The following is a 16,667-nucleotide window of genomic DNA, read 5'->3' as shown; positions in this document are numbered from 1 at the left end:
GATGTGAAAGGGACCCTTCCCAACAGCGCGTCGGTCCGGCGATACGGTGGAGACGTGGCGCTCTCCCTCGCGATCTCCCCCTGCCCCAACGACACCTTCGTCTTCCACGCCCTGGTGCATGGTCTGGTGCCGGGAGCCCCGGCCATGGACGTGACCTTCGCCGACGTGGACGTGACGAACACGGCCGCCGAGCGGGGCGCGTTCGATCTGGTGAAGGTGAGCTACGCCGCGCTGCCCTGGCTGCTCGACGACTACCACCTGCTGCCCTGCGGCGGCGCCCTCGGCCGGGGCTGCGGGCCGCTGGTGCTCACCCGGGGTGACCGGACCGACCTGTCCGGTGCCACGGTCGCGGTGCCCGGCGACCGGACCACCGCGTACCTGCTGTTCCGGCTCTGGTCGGCGGGCCGGCCGCCCGCGCGGATCGAGGTGGTGCCGTTCCACGAGATCATGCCGGGCGTCGCCGCCGGCCGGTACGACGCGGGCCTGGTGATCCACGAAGCCCGGTTCACCTACCCCCGGCACGGGCTCACCGCCCTGGTCGACCTCGGCGAGTGGTGGGAGGGCGACACCGGGCTCCCGATTCCACTCGGTGCCATCCTGGCTCGGCGCGGGGTGGTCGATCCGGCCGAGGCCGCCGGTTGGATCCGCGAATCCGTCCGGTTGGCCTGGGCCGACCCGGCGGCCAGTCGTGGGTACGTGCTCGCGCACGCTCAGGAGATGGAACCGGACGTGGTCGAACGGCACATCGCGCTCTATGTGAACGAATTCACAGCGGAGCTTGGTGAGGCCGGCCAGGCCGCGGTCGACGCCCTGCTCGGGCGCGCCGCGGCAGCCGACCTCATCCCTCAGACCTCCAGCTCCCGCGCGACGGCGTGGACCAGCTGAGCGATCTTCTGGGCGGTCCGCTTGTCCGGGAACCGGCCCCGGCGCAGGTCCGGCTGCACCTTCGCTTCGAGCACCTTGATCATGTCCTCGACAAGGCCGTGCAGTTCCTCCGCCGGCCGGCGGCGCAGCTCGGCCACCGACGGCGGTGCGTCCAGCAGCTTCACGCCCAGCGCCTGGGCACCGCGCCGGCTGTCCACCACGCCGAACTCGATCCGTTGACCGCCCTTGAGCTCGGTGACCCCAGCGGGTAGCGCGCCCTTCGGCAGGAACACGTCGCCACCCTCGTCACTGGTGACGAACCCGTATCCCTTGGTCGCGTCGTACCACTTCACTCGACCGGTCGGCACCTGTCATCCCCTGCTTCGCTCGAACTGCTGATCTATGCGCCCCTCAAGGCTAGCCGGCCCGACCGTACCCGCGCCGCTGGGAATCGGGTGAAGATCCGGCGGTTCCGTCGAGCCGCCCGGATCACACCCGGATCGGGGATCCGGAGCACGCGGGTCGGATCGCCCGGCCCGGATCGTGGACCCGGATCGCGCTCGGATCGCGCTCGGATCGTGGATCCGGATCGCGCTCCGACCTTGGTCGGATCTTGGTCGGAGCGCGCGGTTGGATCGCCTGGTCCGATCGCGGGTCCGGATCTCGCGCGGCTGGATCACGTAGCCGGCCACGGCGTCGAGAGGCGGGAAACCACTTCGGCCGGCTAGCGTGGAACGACGATGAGCACCTCACTCGCCGACCGCCTGCGGTCGATCCCGGACGACGCGCTGGCCACGCTCCTGCAGCTGCGGCCTGACCTTGTCGTGCCGGTGCCGGCCGACCTGACCGCCCTGGCCCTGCGAGCGCAGTCGCGGGTGTCGGTCGCCCGCGCGCTGGACGGAATCGACCAGTTCACCCTGCAGATCCTCGACGCCGCTCGGCTGACCCGGCATCCGGTGACCGGCCTCACCTCGACCGAGGCGGTGCTGGCCCTGGCCACGACACCGCCCAGCGGGGTCGACCGAGCCACCGTGCGCGGGGCAGTGGACCGGCTGCGCAACCTCTTCCTGCTGTACGGGCCGGAAGACGAACTGACCGTGGTGAGTGCGGTGGACGAGATCTGTCCTCCGTACCCGGCCGGGCTCGGACGGCCCGCCGCGGAGCTGGACGATCGCGCGGCGCAGCTGTGCGCCGAACCCGCCCGGTTGCGCCGGACGGTGCTCGCGGCGCCACCCGCGGCGCGCAAGATCCTCGACCGGCTGGCGGCCGGTCCACCGGTGGGCACCCTGCCCGCGGACGCCCTCTGGTCCGGCACCAGGACCGGGACCACGCCCGCCGGAACCGGGGCCGGGACCACCGGCGTTGCCGCCCGGGCCGGGACCGGGACCACGCCCGCCGCAACCGGGGCCACCGGCATTGCCGCCCGGGCCGGGACCGGGACCACGCCCGCCGCAACCGGGGCCGCTGGAACCACGACCACCGAGGCCGGGACCGCTGGAACCGGGACCGCCGGCGGTGACGCTGGACCCGGAACCACCGGGGCCGGGGGCGGAACCACCGGGGTTGGACGCGGAACCACCGGAACCGCCGGAACCGTTGGGACGGACGCCGACGGCACCGGCGACGCCGGGGCGACCCCCGAGGGCGTTTCCCCGGTGCGCTGGCTGGTGGACCACGCCCTGCTGGTACCCGTGCCCGACCCGGGCACCTCGCCCGGCGACACCGCCGTGGAACTGCCCCGCGAGGTGGGGCTGTTGCTGCGCCGGGACACCGGACCGCTGGGCCCGTTGCGTGCCACTCCACCCGAGCCGACCACCGCGCCCCGGGAGCCCAAGGCGGTCGACTCGGCCGGCGCCGGCCAGACGATGGAGGCGGTCCGCCACGTCGAGGCACTGCTGGAAGGGCTGGCGGCCGAGCCGGCCCCGGTACTGCGTTCCGGCGGCATCGGGGTCCGGGACCTGCGCCGGCTGGCCCGCACCACCAATCTGGACGAGCCGGTCGCCGCGCTGCTGCTGGAGGTGGCCTACGCGGCCGGTCTGGCCGGTGAGGTCGACCTGGCCGGTGCCACCACCATCCGGGCCGGGGCCGACCAGCAGATCCTGCCGAGCAGCGGGTACGAGCTGTGGCGGAACGGATCGCTGGCGCACCGCTGGGAAGCACTGGCCCGAGCCTGGCTGACGATGAGCCGACAGGCCGGCATGATCGGCCAGCGCGACGACCGGGACCGGCCGATCACGCCGCTGTCCGGCGAGGTCGAGCGGGCCGGCGTGCCGATCGCCCGGCGGGCCGTGCTGGGTGTGCTCGCCGCGCTCGACCCCGGGGTCGCGCCGGACGTGGACGAAACCCTGGAGCTGGTGGCCTGGCACGCGCCGCGGCGCAGCAAGGGCCGCGAGCGGGCGTACCGGGAGGTGCTGACCGAGGCAGCGGTACTCGGGATCACCGGCCTGGGCGCGCTCACCTCGTACGGCCGGTTGCTGCTCGCCGATCCGGCCGGCCAACCCGACACGACGGCCGACGACCCGCTCGGGGTACGCGCCGAGAACAGCTCACTGTCCGGGGACTCGTCGCCGGCGGTCCGGGCCCTGGACGCCCTGCTGCCGTCCCCGGTGGATCACTTTCTGGTGCAGGCCGACCTGACGGTTGTCGTACCCGGACCTCCCGAGCCGGCGCTGTCCGCCGAACTCGACACCGTGGCCGAGCACGAATCGGCCGGCGGGGCCAGCGTGTACCGGGTCACCCCGGCCAGCCTCCGCCGGGCGTTGGACACCGGGTACGCCGCCGACGACCTGCACACCCTGTTCCGGCGCCGGTCCCGGACACCGGTGCCGCAGACGCTGACGTACCTGATCGACGACGTGACCCGCAAGCACGGCGGGTTGCGGGTCGGCTCGGCCGGGTCGTACCTGCGCAGCGACGACGAGGCGCTGCTGGCCGAGGCGCTGGCGGACCGCCGGCTGGCGGCGCTCTCGCTGCGCCGGCTGGCACCGACGGTGCTGGTCACGCCGTACCAGGTGGCTCGGCTGCTGACCGCGCTGCGTGGCGCCGGCTACGCGCCCGTGCCCGAGGACGCCTCCGGGGCAGCCGTGCTGACCCGGCCGAAACCACCCCGCGCGCCACTGCGGGTGCTACCGGGTCGGGCGACGGACCCGCTGGCCACGCCCCGGCTGAGCCGTCCGCGCGTACTCGGGATCATCGAGCAGATCCGGCGCGGCGAGGCCATCGCGCGCGCCGCCCGGCGGGCTCCCGCCACGGTGCGCAACGGTCGGGCCGACGCCCGCCCGGCGGCCTCGCACACCCACACCCAGGCACTGGCCGTGCTACAGCAGGCGGTCCGCGACAAGTCGCTGGTCTGGGTCGGGTACGTCGACGCGCACGGCGGCACCGCCTCCCGGCTGGTCCGACCGGTGTCCATCGGTGCCGGCTACCTGCGGGCCGAGGACGAACGGACGGACATGCTGCACACCTTCGCCCTGCACCGGATCACCGCCGCCGAATTCCACTCCCCCTCGGTCTAGCCCCCGGCCCCGCGCCGCCCCCGCGCCCGGCCGGCCGGCCCCGCGCCGTCCCTGCCCGCCCGACCGGCCCGACTCGGCCCGACCGGCAGCTCAAGTGTGGCGATGTAGGGGTGTCCGGGTGGCTTGGACCCCCCTACATCGCCGAACTTGAGTTGATCATTCGCCGTGGCCCCTGCCCGGTCGACCCTTTCGGGGCGGCTCTGCCCGCCGACTGCCTCGGGAACCTGCCCTGCCTGGCCAGCCTCCAGGGGGTCATGCCTGCTCGATCGACGAGGTCAGCGACGGCTGCGGCGAAGGGTACCGATGATCGAGACGAGCAGCAGCAGCGCGAACCCCGCGCCGGCGGACTCGCCCACCGAGTCGATGAAGCCCTGGCGCAGCCCCAGCCAGCCCCACAGGAACCAGCCGACCAGGAAGATCGCCACCAGCACGTAGCCGGCGAGCATGACGCGCGAGACCGGCTCGACGCCCGGGTAGGAGGTCTCCCCGTCGGGTTCGGCGCGCGGCGCGTTCCGTTCGGTCCCGCTCCCGAGGGCGAGCCCGCCCGACCCGCCAGCACGCTGCCCGCCACCGCCCGACCCGCCAGCACGCTGCCGGCTACCGCTGAACGGGGCCCGGCCCGATCCACCGGTCACGTGCTCGGCCCCGTCGAGGACGACCTGCCCCGACCCGTCGGAGCCCGGTGGCGTCTCGTACGGCTGTGGGTCGCCTGGCTGGTCACCAGCTGAGCGGTTAAGAAGGGCCCCTTCCTCTACCGAAGGCGATAACAGGGGTCCCTTCCTTGCGTCCTCCATGCGCGCCTCCCACCATGGCGGTGTCCGGCCCACCGGGGCGGTGTCCGGCCTCCAGCCTCGCACCTGAAGGCCACCCGGTGACAGGTTCCACACCCCGGGCGGTCCCGGAAAAGCTCATGGGGGTTCACCCGGAAGCGAGCGGGTCAGGTGCCGGGGCGACGGCCGAACAGCCGCACGTGCGTGCCGACCGAGCCGAGCTGCCACATCCGCTGCGCGTCGACGGGTAGCAGGTTGACGCAGCCGTGTGAGCCGATCGACGTGTTGTGCAGGTACGTCGTGGTCTGGTGGAAGCCCATCCCGCCGTGGAAGTGCTGCCACATCGGCATCCACACCTCGTACGGGTTGGACCACTCCCGCAGGTTGCGGTAGTCAACCGTGTACGAGCCGGAGACCGTGGCGTAGCCAGCCATCCCGGTCCGGGTGACCGTCGGCGCCATCACCACCCGGCCGTCCCGGATCACCCACACGGTCTGCCGGGTCAGGTCCACGCAGAATGTTGTGCCCTTGCCGGCCCGGCAGGCGCTGGTGTCCGTGTCGGCCAGTCGGCGGGCCACGTCGGCGGTGGTCGATCCGGCGCGGCCCTTGGCCGGGCTGATCCCGTACCGCCGCTGGAACCGTTTGATGGCCGCGCAGTCGGCGGCCGACTGCCGGCCGTCCACCGACACCTGGCCGAATCCACCGAGCCGGGCGAGGTACGTCTCGACGTCGCGCTGCCGCTCCCCCTGCGGGCAGCCGGTCGGCACGGCCGGGGAGCGCGACGGGGAGGGGGCGGGCGGGCCGCTCCGGGTGGGTCGCGGCGACGTCGGCCGCGGCGACCCGCCCGGAGCGGTACCACCAGGCTGGACCGGGCCGGGCGAACCGCTCACCCCCGTTGTGCCGCTCGCAGCGCTCACCGGAGCGGACTGAGATCCGCCCGCCCGGTGCTCCTGCGGCCCGAACGTGCACGCGCCGGCGCCGACCAGCGTGACCGCCACCGCCGCCGTCAGACGGATCATGAAGCGTTTCCGAGCCATCGGGCCTCCCCAGGGCGGTCACCAGCTAGACGCGACACGGCCGGCATCCGTTGCGCCGACCGCGTGACCGTGTCCGACCCGTTATCCGCGTGCAAGACTGGAGGGTCCGAGCCCAGTTGAGAGGGATGATCGTGTGACCGGTGGCCCGTTGATCGTGCAGTCGGACAAGACCCTGCTGCTGGAGGTCGATCATCCCGACGCGCTGGCCTGCCGGATGGCCATCGCACCCTTCGCCGAGCTGGAACGCTCGCCCGAGCACGTCCACACGTACCGGCTGACCCCGCTGGGGTTGTGGAATGCCCGGGCCGCCGGGCACGACGCCGAGGGCGTGGTCGACGCGCTGATCAAGTACTCGCGGTACCCGGTGCCGCACGCGTTGCTGGTGGACGTGGCCGAGACGATGGACCGGTACGGCCGGCTCCAGCTCGCCAACGACCCGGTCCACGGGCTGGTGCTGCGGGCGCTGGACCGGATGGTGCTGATCGAGGTGGCCAAGAGCAAGAAGCTGGCCGGGATGCTGGGCGCGAAGGTCGACGACGACACCATCGCCGTCCACCCGTCGGAGCGCGGCCGGCTCAAGCAGGCCCTGCTCAAGCTGGGCTGGCCGGCGGAGGACCTGGCCGGGTACGTCGACGGTGAGGCGCACCCGATCGAGCTGGCCGAGGCCGGCAAGGACGGCGGCAAGCCGTGGACGCTGCGGTCGTACCAGCGGGAGGCGGTGCAGCACTTCTGGGCCGGTGGCTCCGGCGTGGTGGTGCTGCCCTGCGGCGCCGGCAAGACCCTGGTCGGCGCGGCCGCGATGGCCGAGGCCAAGGCCACCACGCTGATCCTGGTCACCAACACGGTGGCGGGCCGGCAGTGGAAGCGTGAGCTGATCGCCCGCACGTCGCTGACCGAGGAGGAGATCGGCGAGTACTCGGGCGAGCGCAAGGAGATCCGGGCGGTCACCATCGCGACGTACCAGGTGCTGACCTCGCGGCGTGGCGGCGCCTTCACCCACCTGGACCTGTTCGGCGCCCGGGACTGGGGTCTGGTGATCTACGACGAGGTACACCTGCTGCCCGCGCCGATCTTCCGGTTCACCGCCGACCTCCAGGCCCGCCGCCGGCTCGGCCTGACCGCCACACTGGTCCGGGAGGACGGCCGGGAGGGCGACGTCTTCTCGCTGATCGGCCCCAAGCGGTACGACGCGCCGTGGAAGGACATCGAGTCGCAGGGCTGGATCGCCCCGGCGGACTGCACCGAGGTACGGGTCACGCTGACCGACGCCGAACGGATGGCGTACGCGACCGCCGAGCCCGAGGAGCGCTACCGGGTGGCGGCCACCGCCCGCACCAAGCTCCCGGTGGTACGTGCCCTAGTCAGCCGGCACGCGGGTGATCAGGTGCTGGTGATCGGCGGCTACATCGACCAGCTCCACCAGCTCGGCGAGTACCTGGACGCGCCGATCGTGCAGGGTTCGACCACGAACAAGGAGCGCGAGCGGCTGTTCGACGCCTTCCGTTCGGGCGAGATCCGCACCCTGGTCATCTCGAAGGTGGGCAACTTCTCCATCGACCTGCCCGAGGCGGCCGTCGCGATCCAGGTCTCCGGCACGTTCGGCTCCCGGCAGGAGGAGGCGCAGCGGCTCGGCCGGGTGCTGCGGCCCAAGGCCGACGGCCGGCAGGCCCACTTCTACACGGTGGTCGCCCGGGACACCATCGACACCGAGTACGCGGCGCACCGGCAGCGGTTCCTGGCCGAGCAGGGGTACGCGTACACGATCGTCGACGCCGACGACGTCCTCGGCCCGAAGCTACCGACCGTGGACTGACCGGACGGACGTATGCCAGATCTTGGAATCCCGCCACCCCTCCAGGGGTAGCGGGATTCCAAGATCTCAACGGACCGGCGGACCGGTGGAACGGCGGACCGGTGGGCCGGTGGGCCGGTGGGCCGGTGGGCCGGTGGGCCGGTGGGCCGGTGGTTGGTTAGAGGATGGGGCTGCCGTAGACGTAGTGCGGCCCGAAGGCGAAGAGGCCGTCGTTGTTCTCGTCCCAGTTCAGGAAGCCGTCGACGCTGATGTCACCGCTGGCCCGGGCAGCCGAGAACGAGCAGCCCCGCACGCCGGACGCCGCGGCGTTGATGTCACCGCCGACCCAGCACTCCCATTCCTTGGTGGTGCTGTTGTTGACCTGTAGCTGCGGATGGATTCCGAAACCGTCGAACTTGGTGCCGACGGTGACGGTGCTGTCGTCGTCGGTGCCCGAGTAGGGCCGCCAGCTGATGGCGATCCAGCCGACCACGCTGTCCGAGCCCAGCGTGGTGATGCAGCTGGAGTAGCTCATCTCGACGTTGCGGTAGCCGGTGAGCCGGAACACCGGCAGCTCCCGGTTGTTGCAGGCCGTACCCGACATTCCGGCGTCGGGCACCTCCGTCCCGGCGGCCTGGTTGAACACGTTCTTGTACTTGTACGCCTGCATGTTGGAGAACTCCGACAGCGCGGCCTCGCGGTGGTTCATGTCGGCCGCCGTGCTCGCCTGTTCGAAGATCCACACCCGGGTGTGGTCGGAGTTGGCCCACTTCTCGAAGAGCACCGCGTGCCCCGAGGTCCCCGAACCGTCCCACATCATCATGTCGCCCTCCTGCATGCTCGACTTGGAGATGGCGGTGGAGACGGTGTCAAGGTCGTCGGTGGTGCGGCTCTTGGACAGTCGCCACGCCATCGAGATGAAGCCGGAGCAGTCGGACCGGTACTGGTGGCCCTCGACGTCGGTCGCGGTGGCCCCCTGACCGTACGGGACCCGGCGTTCCCACCAGTCGTACGCGCGGACGATGATCTCGGCGCGGCTGATCTTGGTGTCCCGGGGCTCTTCCGCCTGCGCCGGTGCGGTCACGAACAGCGTCGCGCCGATCGAGGCCACGACGAGCAGCGCTGTCACGGCAGCCCGCCGTGCCAGCCCCCGTCGCGACCTGCTGTAGCCAGTTGTCGACATTCTTCCGCCTCTCTGAGGGATGTGCCGAGAGGACGGTGCGGGAGCGCTGTTGCGGTTCTGTGCGACGGATTGTTGAGATCTTGGCGGAGTTCGGTCCCGGTCCGGCTCGCCGACCTGGTTGCTGAGACATTGCTGTGCGACGATTTTGAAGTGAAGTTTCGGGTTCTCGGCCCGGTGGAGGCGTGGAACGACAGCGCTCCGCTCCCACTTCCTGGTACGAAGCCCAGGACGGTGCTGGCCACCCTGGTGCTGCACGCGAACCGTCCCGTGGCCGCCAGCCGGCTGATCGACCTGACCTGGGGTGCCGACCCGCAGCCCTCGGCCCGACGGGTGCTGCACCAGTACCTCTCGCTGCTGCGGCGGGCGCTTCCGGCCGACGTCATCGTGCGGCAGCCCGCCGGCTACCTCCTACGGGTGCCCGGGGAGACGATCGACTCGGTGCGGTTCACCGGACTGATCGCCGCCGGACGGGCCGCCCTGGCCGACGGGGACGCCGCGACCGCGGTGGCCCGGCTCGACGAGGGACTCGGCCTCTGGCAGGGGCCAGCGCTGTCCGGCGTGACGGAGGAACTGACCGCGGCCGAGGGACCCGCGCTGGAGGAGCAGCGCGCGGCGGCCCAGGGCCACCGGATCGAGGCCCAGCTGGTGCTCGGCCGACACGCCGACCTGCTGCCCGAACTCAATCGACTGCTCGCCGAACGGCCACTCGACGAAGGGTTGCAGGCGCAGCTCGTGCTCGCCCTGTACCGGTCGGACCGGCGGGCCGAGGCCCTCGACGTGTTCGCCCGGGTGCGCCGGATGCTGCGTACCGAACTCGGCATCGAGCCGGGCCCGGCCCTGCGGCAGCTGCACCAGCGCGTCCTGGCCGCCGATCCGGACCTGATCCCACCGGCGCCACCCATCCGCGCCGACGGGCCGTCGGGAAGCGGTACCGCCCTGCCGCGTCCCCGGCAACTGCCGTCGACCGGTCAGCACTTCGTCGGCCGGCGACGGGAACTCGACGAGCTGGATCGGGCTCTGGCCGACCCGGCGGGCGGCGCGGCGGCGCTGGTGATCGCCGGGATGGGCGGCAGCGGCAAGACGTCCCTGGCCGTCCACTGGGCTCAGGCCACGGCGGAGGCCTTTCCGGACGGTCAGCTCTTCGTCGACCTGCACGGGTACGGCGCCGAGCCCGAACTCACCACCCTGGAGGCGCTCACCCACCTGCTCGGCGGGGTGGGGGTCCAGCCCCGGCAGGTGCCGCCCGACGTGCAGCAGGCGGCGGCGCTGTTCCGGTCCGTGACGGCGGACCTGCGGCTGCTCGTACTCCTCGACAACGCCCGCTCGGCCGATCAGGTCCGCCCGCTGCTGCCGGCCGGACCCGGGAACCGGGTGATCGTGACGAGCCGGGAACGGCTGCTCGGCCTGATCGCCCGGGACGGTGCGGAGATCCTCGACATCGGCGCGCTCGACGAGACCGACGCGGTGGCCCTGATCGCCCGGATGGTCGGAGCCGAACGGCTGTCGGCGGAGCCGGGCGCCGCCGAGGCGTTGGCCCGGCGCTGCGGGTTGCTGCCCCTCGCCCTCCGGATGGCCGCCGTCGACCTGCCGACGGGGACGGCCCAGCCGATCGCGGACCGGGCCGAACAGCTGGCCAGCCGGGCCAGGTTGCCGCTGTTGCGCACCAGGGACGACGGTGACGGCGGGGTGGCCGCGGTGTTCCACCACTCCTACCGCCGGTTGGCCGAGCCCGCCCGCCGGGTGTTCCGGCTGCTCGGTCTCCTGCCGGTGACGGAATTCGAGCTGTCCCTCGTCGCTGCGCTGACCGCGCTGCCAACCGCCGCCGTCGAGCCGCTGCTGCTGCGCCTGGTCGACGCCCACCTGCTCAGCGCCCGCGCCGTGGACCGGTTCGGCATGCACGACCTGCTTCAGGAGTACGCCGCCGGTCTCGCCGCCGACACCGACCCCGAGCCGGAACGGCGAGCCGCGCTCCGCCGGCTGCACGAGTGGTATCTGGACCGGGCCCGCTCGGCGGCGCTGATCCGGGGCCCGCACCAGATCCCGGACGACGAGGATCCGCCGGCGATCTTCGCCACCCCCGCCGAGGCGGGGGCCTGGATGGACCGTGAGTACGACCACCTGCGCTCGCTCGCCCTGCTGGCCACCGAACGAGGGCTGCCCGACCTGGCCTGGCGGTTGGCCGTCGCCCTGCGCGCCGAGTTCATCGCCCGACGGGACATCCCGGGCTGTCTGGCCGTGGCCACCACCGGGGTACGGGCCGCCGAGGCCGAGGGTCAGGTCCGGGGTGCCGCCGCGTTGCGCCTCAGCCTCGCCATCGCCTCCCTGCTCGAGGGCCGGCCCGACCGGGCGATCGAGCAGGCCACCCGGGCCCGCCAGCTCAGTCAGCGGGCGGGCTGGACCCCCGGCATCCTGTCAGCACGCGGGCTGATCGCGGTCCAACTCACCCGGGCGGGGCGGACCCGGGCCGCCGAGCGACACCTGTCCGCCGTGCTCCGGGCACACCGCGACGCCGGTACCGACGCCGCGACCGGCCTGGTGCTCAACAACCTCGGTGTCCTCCAACTGCTGACCGGCCGGTTGGCCGCCGCGCAGACCAATCTCGAGGAGGCCCTGGTACGACACAGAGCCAGCGGGGTGAAGCGCGGGATGGCCTCCGCGATGATCAACCTGGGTGTGCTGGACATCTACCGGGGGCGGCTCGCCGCCGGACAGGCTCACCTGGACCGGGCCACGGAACTCTACGCGGAGATCGGCGACGTCGAGGGACGGGCGGCGGCGGCCGGCCATCTCGCCACGATCTGGATGTTCCGCGGCGAGCTGGCCGAGGCGTCGCGGGTCGCCATCCGCGCCGTCGCGGCGCTGCGAACGGTCACCGATCCACTGGCCCAGAGCCTGGTCCGGTACAGCCTCGGGCTGATCCGGGTGGAGTTGCGCCAGTACCGTCTCGCGGCCAGTCATTTCGGGGCGACGCTGCGACTCGCGGAGGAGGCCGGCGCGCCGCAGGGACGTACCCTCGCGCTTCTCGGTCTCGCCCGGTCCCACCTGGCCGGCGGTGACCCCGAGCGGGTCCGGCGCAGGGCGACTGAGGCGATCGCGGCGGCGATGGCCTGTGGTTACCGGCCCTACCACGGGATGGCCCTCACCGTGCTCGCCGAGGCCGCCCTGGGCGAGGGCGACCGGGTCGAGGCGGCGGCCCGGGCCACCACCGCCGCAGGCCTGCTGCGGCAGCTCGGCTGCGACCTGGAGCACGGTCGGGCCCTGGTGGTGCTGCGCGCGGCGACCGGCGACGACCGGCTCACCCCGAGGATCGAATCCCTGCTCGGTGAGCTGGCGCCCCGGTTTCGGGAATGGCCTCCGTCCCGGCCCTGACCAGCTGATCGCCGCCGGGCCCGCCGAGCGGCCCAAACATTTCCTCGCACCAACCCCAAACCGGTCCGGCCTGTACTCGGCACATGACCAACAGGAAGCTCATCAGCAGGTTCGGTGCCGTGCTGCTCATCGGAATGCTGGCGGTGGCCCAGCCCGGCGGTCCGGCGTCCGCCGCTCCAACCACGAGCAGCGGTGCGGCCGGGCTCAACAGTTCGACCGGGCTCGGTGCCGCGGCCGGCGGCGGTGGGTCGGCCGCGGTGGCCGCCGCTCCGACGGACTACGAGGTCGACTTCGCCACTGCGGGCACCCTCCCGGAGGGCCTGGCGTGTACGGACTTCGACTGGACCAACCGCGCCCGCGCCTGCTGGGAGGCGAACGGCGACGTCGTCTGGGTGCTCAACTACAGCGGCAGTCAGGCCGTCGGATGGTGGTGGAACTACCGCAACGGCACGCTCTACCGGCAGGGCAAGTGCATCAACAACGGCCGGGACTGGGGCTACTGCAACAAGAACATGTACGAGAAGACCCAGCTCCAGCTTCGGGCCTGCACCACGGCCGACCAGTCCGACCGGGAGTGCTCGGCGATCATCAAGACCACGACCTGACCGGCGCGGTCCCCGTTGGTCCGCCCAGCCGCACCACCGGGCACCGCCAACCCCGAGCGGTGCCGGTTACCCGGCGCCGCCGGCCCGGAAGGCCAGCCAGGCGTCGCTCATCCGGTCAGCCTGTCCCGGCGTGAACATGTTCATGCAGGAGTCCTGGGTGTAGTCCATGAAGTTGTGGATCGGGTCCAGCCCGGGTGCGGTGCAGGTGTCCGCACCCACCGGGCAGTCGAACTGCGGCGCGGCCTCTCGCGGAGTGTCCGCGACGAAGTCACCGGAGGCGGAGCAGCCGTGCGCGAAGGTGTGCTCCAGCATCAGCCAGTGCCCCACCTCGTGGGTCAGCGTGTCACCGAGGGCGTACTTGCCCGCGGTGCCGCCCGGCATCGACTCGTCGAGCATCACCACGCCGTCGATGTAGTCCCGGCCGTTGTTGTAACCCTTCGGGAAGTACGCCCAGCCGAGCAGCCCGCCACCGATGTTCGCCGCGTACACGTTGAGGGTCTCGGAGTTCCCGGTGTGGAGCGCCTGCTTCATGTCCCGCTCGTTCTTGCCCGGCACGACGGTGTACCAGGCGCTGTTCACCGTCCACGTCGTGTCGACCAGCGAGAACCGGAACGGGGTGTCGGCGGCGTCCGGGGCCGTCCGGCCCGCGTACGAGTCGTTGAGCACCTTCATCTGGGCCGCGACGAGGGTGTTCCACCGGGCCGTCTCGGCAGCGCTGAACGGGTGGTCGGAGACCATGTGGAAGACCGTGGGGATGGTGACGCTGCCGTCGGGCAGCCGTGGCGAGTCCTTGATCACGCCGTAGGCGTTCGCCTCGTTCCTGGGGTACAGCTCGGGCTCCTGAGCGGTGGCGCCCTCGGCCACCCGGGCCGCGCTGGACACCTGCGTCCCGTTCGCGCACGTCGCGACGCCGGCCGCGCTCCCGGCGGGGGTCGCGGGCGCCGCGATGGCTGCCGTTCCGGCACCACCACCGCCGGTCAGGAACGCCGACGCGATGGCGGTGAGGACCGCCGCTGACTGAAACCGTGTTCTCCGCATCGTGGCCTCTTCCGGGCATGGGGATGTGAACGACGAGGAGACACGGCATGGAAGTGGGGGTCAGTCACATCGTCCCCGGTATGAGACCACGCCATCGGCCGCTCCCGACAGGCCCCGCCCGACCCGAACGGCCGGGGACCGCGACTCGCGACCGGCGAGCGCCGGTGGCCAGTCGGACCTGCGTGGCTCAGCCCAACGACACCGCCCGGTCGCGTACCGGCGGGAGGCAGCTCGTCGGACTGCACGCCCCGTACGTCAGAACCGCCTGGAACGGACCGCTGCCGATCCGGCGCACTGGCAACGTCACGCTGACGGGACCATCCGGATAGACCGGCAGATCTACGTCAATCTCCTCGATGCGCAGCGTGTGGACCGGCCGGTCGGCGCTGGCCGGGCCGGTTGCGATCAGACCGCCCCGGACGGTGACCACGGTCGGGATACCGAGACCGTCCACCCCGCCAGGCGGCAGGTCCAGGCTGTAGAGGTGGAAGCCGGGCCGCTGCGGGCTGAAGGTGACCCGGATCTGCCCGCCGGTCAACTCGGCCCGGACTCTCACCCCGCCTTCATCCAACCGGCCGGTCAGAGCGGCGGAGGCGCTCGACCCGGGGGTAGCTAACGGCGCCGAGACGGTCGGGTCCGGTGTGGCGGTCGTGGGTCCGCGGGACGGCGCCGGCGCGAAGGCCGTGGGCGGGGCACCAGGTGTGAAGGCCCGGCCACAGCCTGCGAGCAGCAGTAGGCCGGTGAGCGCCGACAGCAGCGCACCAGGCCGACCCCTCATCGCTTCGGTGCCCATTTCTTCAGGAAGGCGTTGACCTGCGGGCTACGCATGCTGCGGGCATTGGCGAAGGACCCGTCGTTGGTCGCTACCCGAACCTTGCCCTCAGGCGTCAGGACGACGAGCGCCGGAATACCGCTGCGTTCCAGGTCGACGTACTTCGCGGCGAACTTCAGGTTGTGGTCGAACTGGCCGATGTCCACCGCCAGCAGGTGATAGTCGCGGTCGAGGTGTGACCGGGTGGCGGTGGACTGGAGCAGTTTGTGCAGCACCTGGCAGTCCGGGCACCAGTCGGCGCCGAAGTCGAGGAGAACCTCCCTGCCATCGCGCTTCGCCAGCACCAGGGCGGTGGCCAGATCCTTGGCCGGGTCGCGGTCGGGGTCGTACCCCTCTGGGAGATCGGCCCGGGGTGAGCCGGACGTTCCACTGGACGCAGCCGGTGTGCCGGCGGAGGCCGATTGCTCGGCGGCTGGCGTCTCCTGGGCCGCACACGCCGTCAGAAGCAGCATCAACACCGCCACGATCCCAGCACCGGCACCGGCACCGGCACCGGCACCGGCACCGGCACCGGCACGATTTGACATCGACACAGGCCACCCCCGCCAATCGACAAATGTGCCGGAAGAATAACGTGATCCACGTCCTGGGTTCCGACGCCATGGATGTGTCGCCGCTCGGACCGTCACGGTCGCCATTCGCCGCCGACGAGCCCGACCCGCGGGCGGTGGCCGGAGGTGGCGGGCAGCCGATGGCGACCGGCCTGAGCCGGTGACCGACCGGGCCGGGGGCGCGGTCAGGTGGCGGGGACCTCCGGGCCGCCGTCCAGCAGATCGGCCATCAGGTCGCCGTACCCGTCGATCCGGTCCAGCACCTCGGCGGCGGTGAAGGGCCGCACGGCCGGGCGTCGCCCGCGCGGGCCGGCCTCGACCTCCGTCCAGGTCAGCGGCGTCGACACGGTGGGCCGGTCCTGGGCCCGCAGCGAGTACGGGCTGACCGTGGTCTTCGCCGCGTTGTTCTGGCTCCAGTCGATGAACACCTTGCCGGGACGAAGCTTCTTCGCCATCTTCGCGGTGACGGTCTTCGGGTCGGCCCGCTCCAACTCGCTGGCGATCCGGCGCGCGTACGCCGAAACGTCGTCGGCGGGCTGCGAGCCGGCGATCGGGCAGCACAGCTGCATGCCCTTCTTGCCGGAGGTCTTCGGATAGCTGGCGATCCCGTCATGCGCCAGCCGGTCGCGCATCCGCACGGCGACCGCGCAGCACTCGGCCAGCCCGGCCGGCGCGCCCGGGTCGAGGTCCACGACCAGCATGTCCGGGTGGTGACCGACCCTCCACTGCGGCGTGTGCAGTTCCAGCGCCGCCAGGTTGGCCAGCCAGACCAGGGTGGGCAGGTCGTCCGCGACCACGTAGTCGATGGTTTCCCGGCCCTTCGACGAGCCGGGCGCGGGCAGGGTCTCCACCCGTACCCAGTCGGGGGTCGCGGCCGGCCGGTTCTTCTCGAAGAACGACTTGTCGGCCACCCCGTTGGGGTAGCGGATCCGGGTCAGTGGCCGGTCCCGCAGGTGCGGCAGCAGCACCGGGGCGACCCGGCTGTAGTAGTCGATGATCTCACCCTTGGTGAACCCGACCTCCGGATAGAGCACCTTGTCCAGATTGGACAGCTCCAGATCGCGGCCGTCGACCTTCACCTTGATCCGATCAGCAGGCATCGTCCACCGTC

The 16,667-nt window shown here is 72.2% G+C and carries 13 protein-coding genes; 5 read left to right on the top strand and 8 right to left on the bottom strand.

Annotated elements, in window-relative coordinates; translation table 11 throughout:
* Positions 1-54: 54 nt before the first annotated feature.
* The gene (locus ACXN5W_RS02465; RefSeq protein ID WP_473156466.1) at positions 55-885 is read left to right on the top strand and encodes a 1,4-dihydroxy-6-naphthoate synthase; all 831 of its coding nucleotides are present in this window, start codon (positions 55-57) and stop codon (positions 883-885) included.
* On the opposite strand, the gene ACXN5W_RS02460 is transcribed toward ACXN5W_RS02465, so the two are convergent.
* Complete coding sequence (locus tag ACXN5W_RS02460; protein WP_473156465.1) at positions 846-1,232, bottom strand: cold-shock protein; 387 nt, start codon at positions 1,230-1,232, stop codon at positions 846-848. The genes ACXN5W_RS02465 and ACXN5W_RS02460 overlap by 40 nt on opposite strands.
* Before the next feature lie 372 nt (positions 1,233-1,604).
* On the opposite strand from ACXN5W_RS02460, the gene ACXN5W_RS02455 reads away from it, so the two are divergent.
* Positions 1,605-4,379 (top strand): helicase-associated domain-containing protein, encoded by a 2,775-nt coding sequence (locus ACXN5W_RS02455; RefSeq protein WP_473156464.1) that lies wholly within the window; start codon positions 1,605-1,607, stop codon positions 4,377-4,379.
* Positions 4,380-4,654: 275 nt separating this feature from the next.
* Here the strand turns inward: ACXN5W_RS02455 and ACXN5W_RS02450 are convergent, their stop codons facing one another.
* Both ACXN5W_RS02450 and ACXN5W_RS02445 read right to left on the bottom strand, forming a co-directional pair.
* Complete coding sequence (locus ACXN5W_RS02450) at positions 4,655-5,014, bottom strand: hypothetical protein (protein ID WP_473156514.1); 360 nt, start codon at positions 5,012-5,014, stop codon at positions 4,655-4,657.
* Positions 5,015-5,316: 302 nt separating this feature from the next.
* Complete coding sequence (locus tag ACXN5W_RS02445) at positions 5,317-5,916, bottom strand: L,D-transpeptidase family protein (RefSeq protein ID WP_473156463.1); 600 nt, start codon at positions 5,914-5,916, stop codon at positions 5,317-5,319.
* A gap of 403 nt (positions 5,917-6,319) precedes the next feature.
* On the opposite strand from ACXN5W_RS02445, the gene ACXN5W_RS02440 reads away from it, so the two are divergent.
* Positions 6,320-7,999 (top strand): DNA repair helicase XPB, encoded by a 1,680-nt coding sequence (locus ACXN5W_RS02440; protein WP_473156462.1) that lies wholly within the window; start codon positions 6,320-6,322, stop codon positions 7,997-7,999.
* Positions 8,000-8,156: 157 nt separating this feature from the next.
* On the opposite strand, the gene ACXN5W_RS02435 is transcribed toward ACXN5W_RS02440, so the two are convergent.
* The gene (locus ACXN5W_RS02435) at positions 8,157-9,107 is read right to left on the bottom strand and encodes an NlpC/P60 family protein (RefSeq protein ID WP_473156461.1); all 951 of its coding nucleotides are present in this window, start codon (positions 9,105-9,107) and stop codon (positions 8,157-8,159) included.
* A 204-nt stretch (positions 9,108-9,311) separates the two neighbouring features.
* Between ACXN5W_RS02435 and ACXN5W_RS02430 the strand changes: the two genes are divergently transcribed.
* Both ACXN5W_RS02430 and ACXN5W_RS02425 read left to right on the top strand, forming a co-directional pair.
* Positions 9,312-12,530 carry an AfsR/SARP family transcriptional regulator gene (locus ACXN5W_RS02430; protein ID WP_473156460.1) on the top strand — a complete coding sequence of 1,073 codons (3,219 nt, stop codon included), beginning with the start codon at positions 9,312-9,314 and terminating at the stop codon, positions 12,528-12,530.
* 83 nt (positions 12,531-12,613) lie between these two features.
* Positions 12,614-13,135 carry a hypothetical protein gene (locus tag ACXN5W_RS02425; RefSeq protein ID WP_473156459.1) on the top strand — a complete coding sequence of 174 codons (522 nt, stop codon included), beginning with the start codon at positions 12,614-12,616 and terminating at the stop codon, positions 13,133-13,135.
* 66 nt (positions 13,136-13,201) lie between these two features.
* Here the strand turns inward: ACXN5W_RS02425 and ACXN5W_RS02420 are convergent, their stop codons facing one another.
* The 4 genes from ACXN5W_RS02420 to ligD form a co-directional block, all read right to left on the bottom strand.
* The gene (locus ACXN5W_RS02420) at positions 13,202-14,173 is read right to left on the bottom strand and encodes a zinc metalloprotease (RefSeq protein WP_473156458.1); all 972 of its coding nucleotides are present in this window, start codon (positions 14,171-14,173) and stop codon (positions 13,202-13,204) included.
* Positions 14,174-14,360: 187 nt separating this feature from the next.
* Positions 14,361-14,729 carry a hypothetical protein gene (locus tag ACXN5W_RS02415; RefSeq protein WP_473156457.1) on the bottom strand — a complete coding sequence of 123 codons (369 nt, stop codon included), beginning with the start codon at positions 14,727-14,729 and terminating at the stop codon, positions 14,361-14,363.
* A gap of 218 nt (positions 14,730-14,947) precedes the next feature.
* Positions 14,948-15,532, bottom strand: a complete 585-nt coding sequence (locus tag ACXN5W_RS02410; protein ID WP_473156456.1) for a thioredoxin family protein — start codon at positions 15,530-15,532, stop codon at positions 14,948-14,950.
* 209 nt (positions 15,533-15,741) lie between these two features.
* Positions 15,742-16,656, bottom strand: a complete 915-nt coding sequence (ligD, locus tag ACXN5W_RS02405) for a non-homologous end-joining DNA ligase (protein WP_473156455.1) — start codon at positions 16,654-16,656, stop codon at positions 15,742-15,744.
* Between the last annotated feature and the right edge of the window lie 11 nt (positions 16,657-16,667).

It is taken from the genome of Plantactinospora sp. A48 (assembly GCF_055793945.1).
Note: the sequence above shows the minus strand (reverse complement) of the source record. Positions and strands in the feature narration are given on the sequence as shown.

Bases quoted from the DNA above. Each gene is read 5' to 3' on its own strand.
- ACXN5W_RS02410 (WP_473156456.1), bottom strand. From the start codon at position 15,532: ATGTCAAATCGTGCCGGTGCCGGTGCCGGTGCCGGTGCCGGTGCCGGT.
- ligD (WP_473156455.1), bottom strand. From the start codon at position 16,656: ATGCCTGCTGATCGGATCAAGGTGAAGGTCGACGGCCGCGATCTGGAG.
- ACXN5W_RS02420 (WP_473156458.1), bottom strand. From the start codon at position 14,173: ATGCGGAGAACACGGTTTCAGTCAGCGGCGGTCCTCACCGCCATCGCG.
- ACXN5W_RS02455 (WP_473156464.1), top strand. From the start codon at position 1,605: ATGAGCACCTCACTCGCCGACCGCCTGCGGTCGATCCCGGACGACGCG.
- ACXN5W_RS02425 (WP_473156459.1), top strand. From the start codon at position 12,614: ATGACCAACAGGAAGCTCATCAGCAGGTTCGGTGCCGTGCTGCTCATC.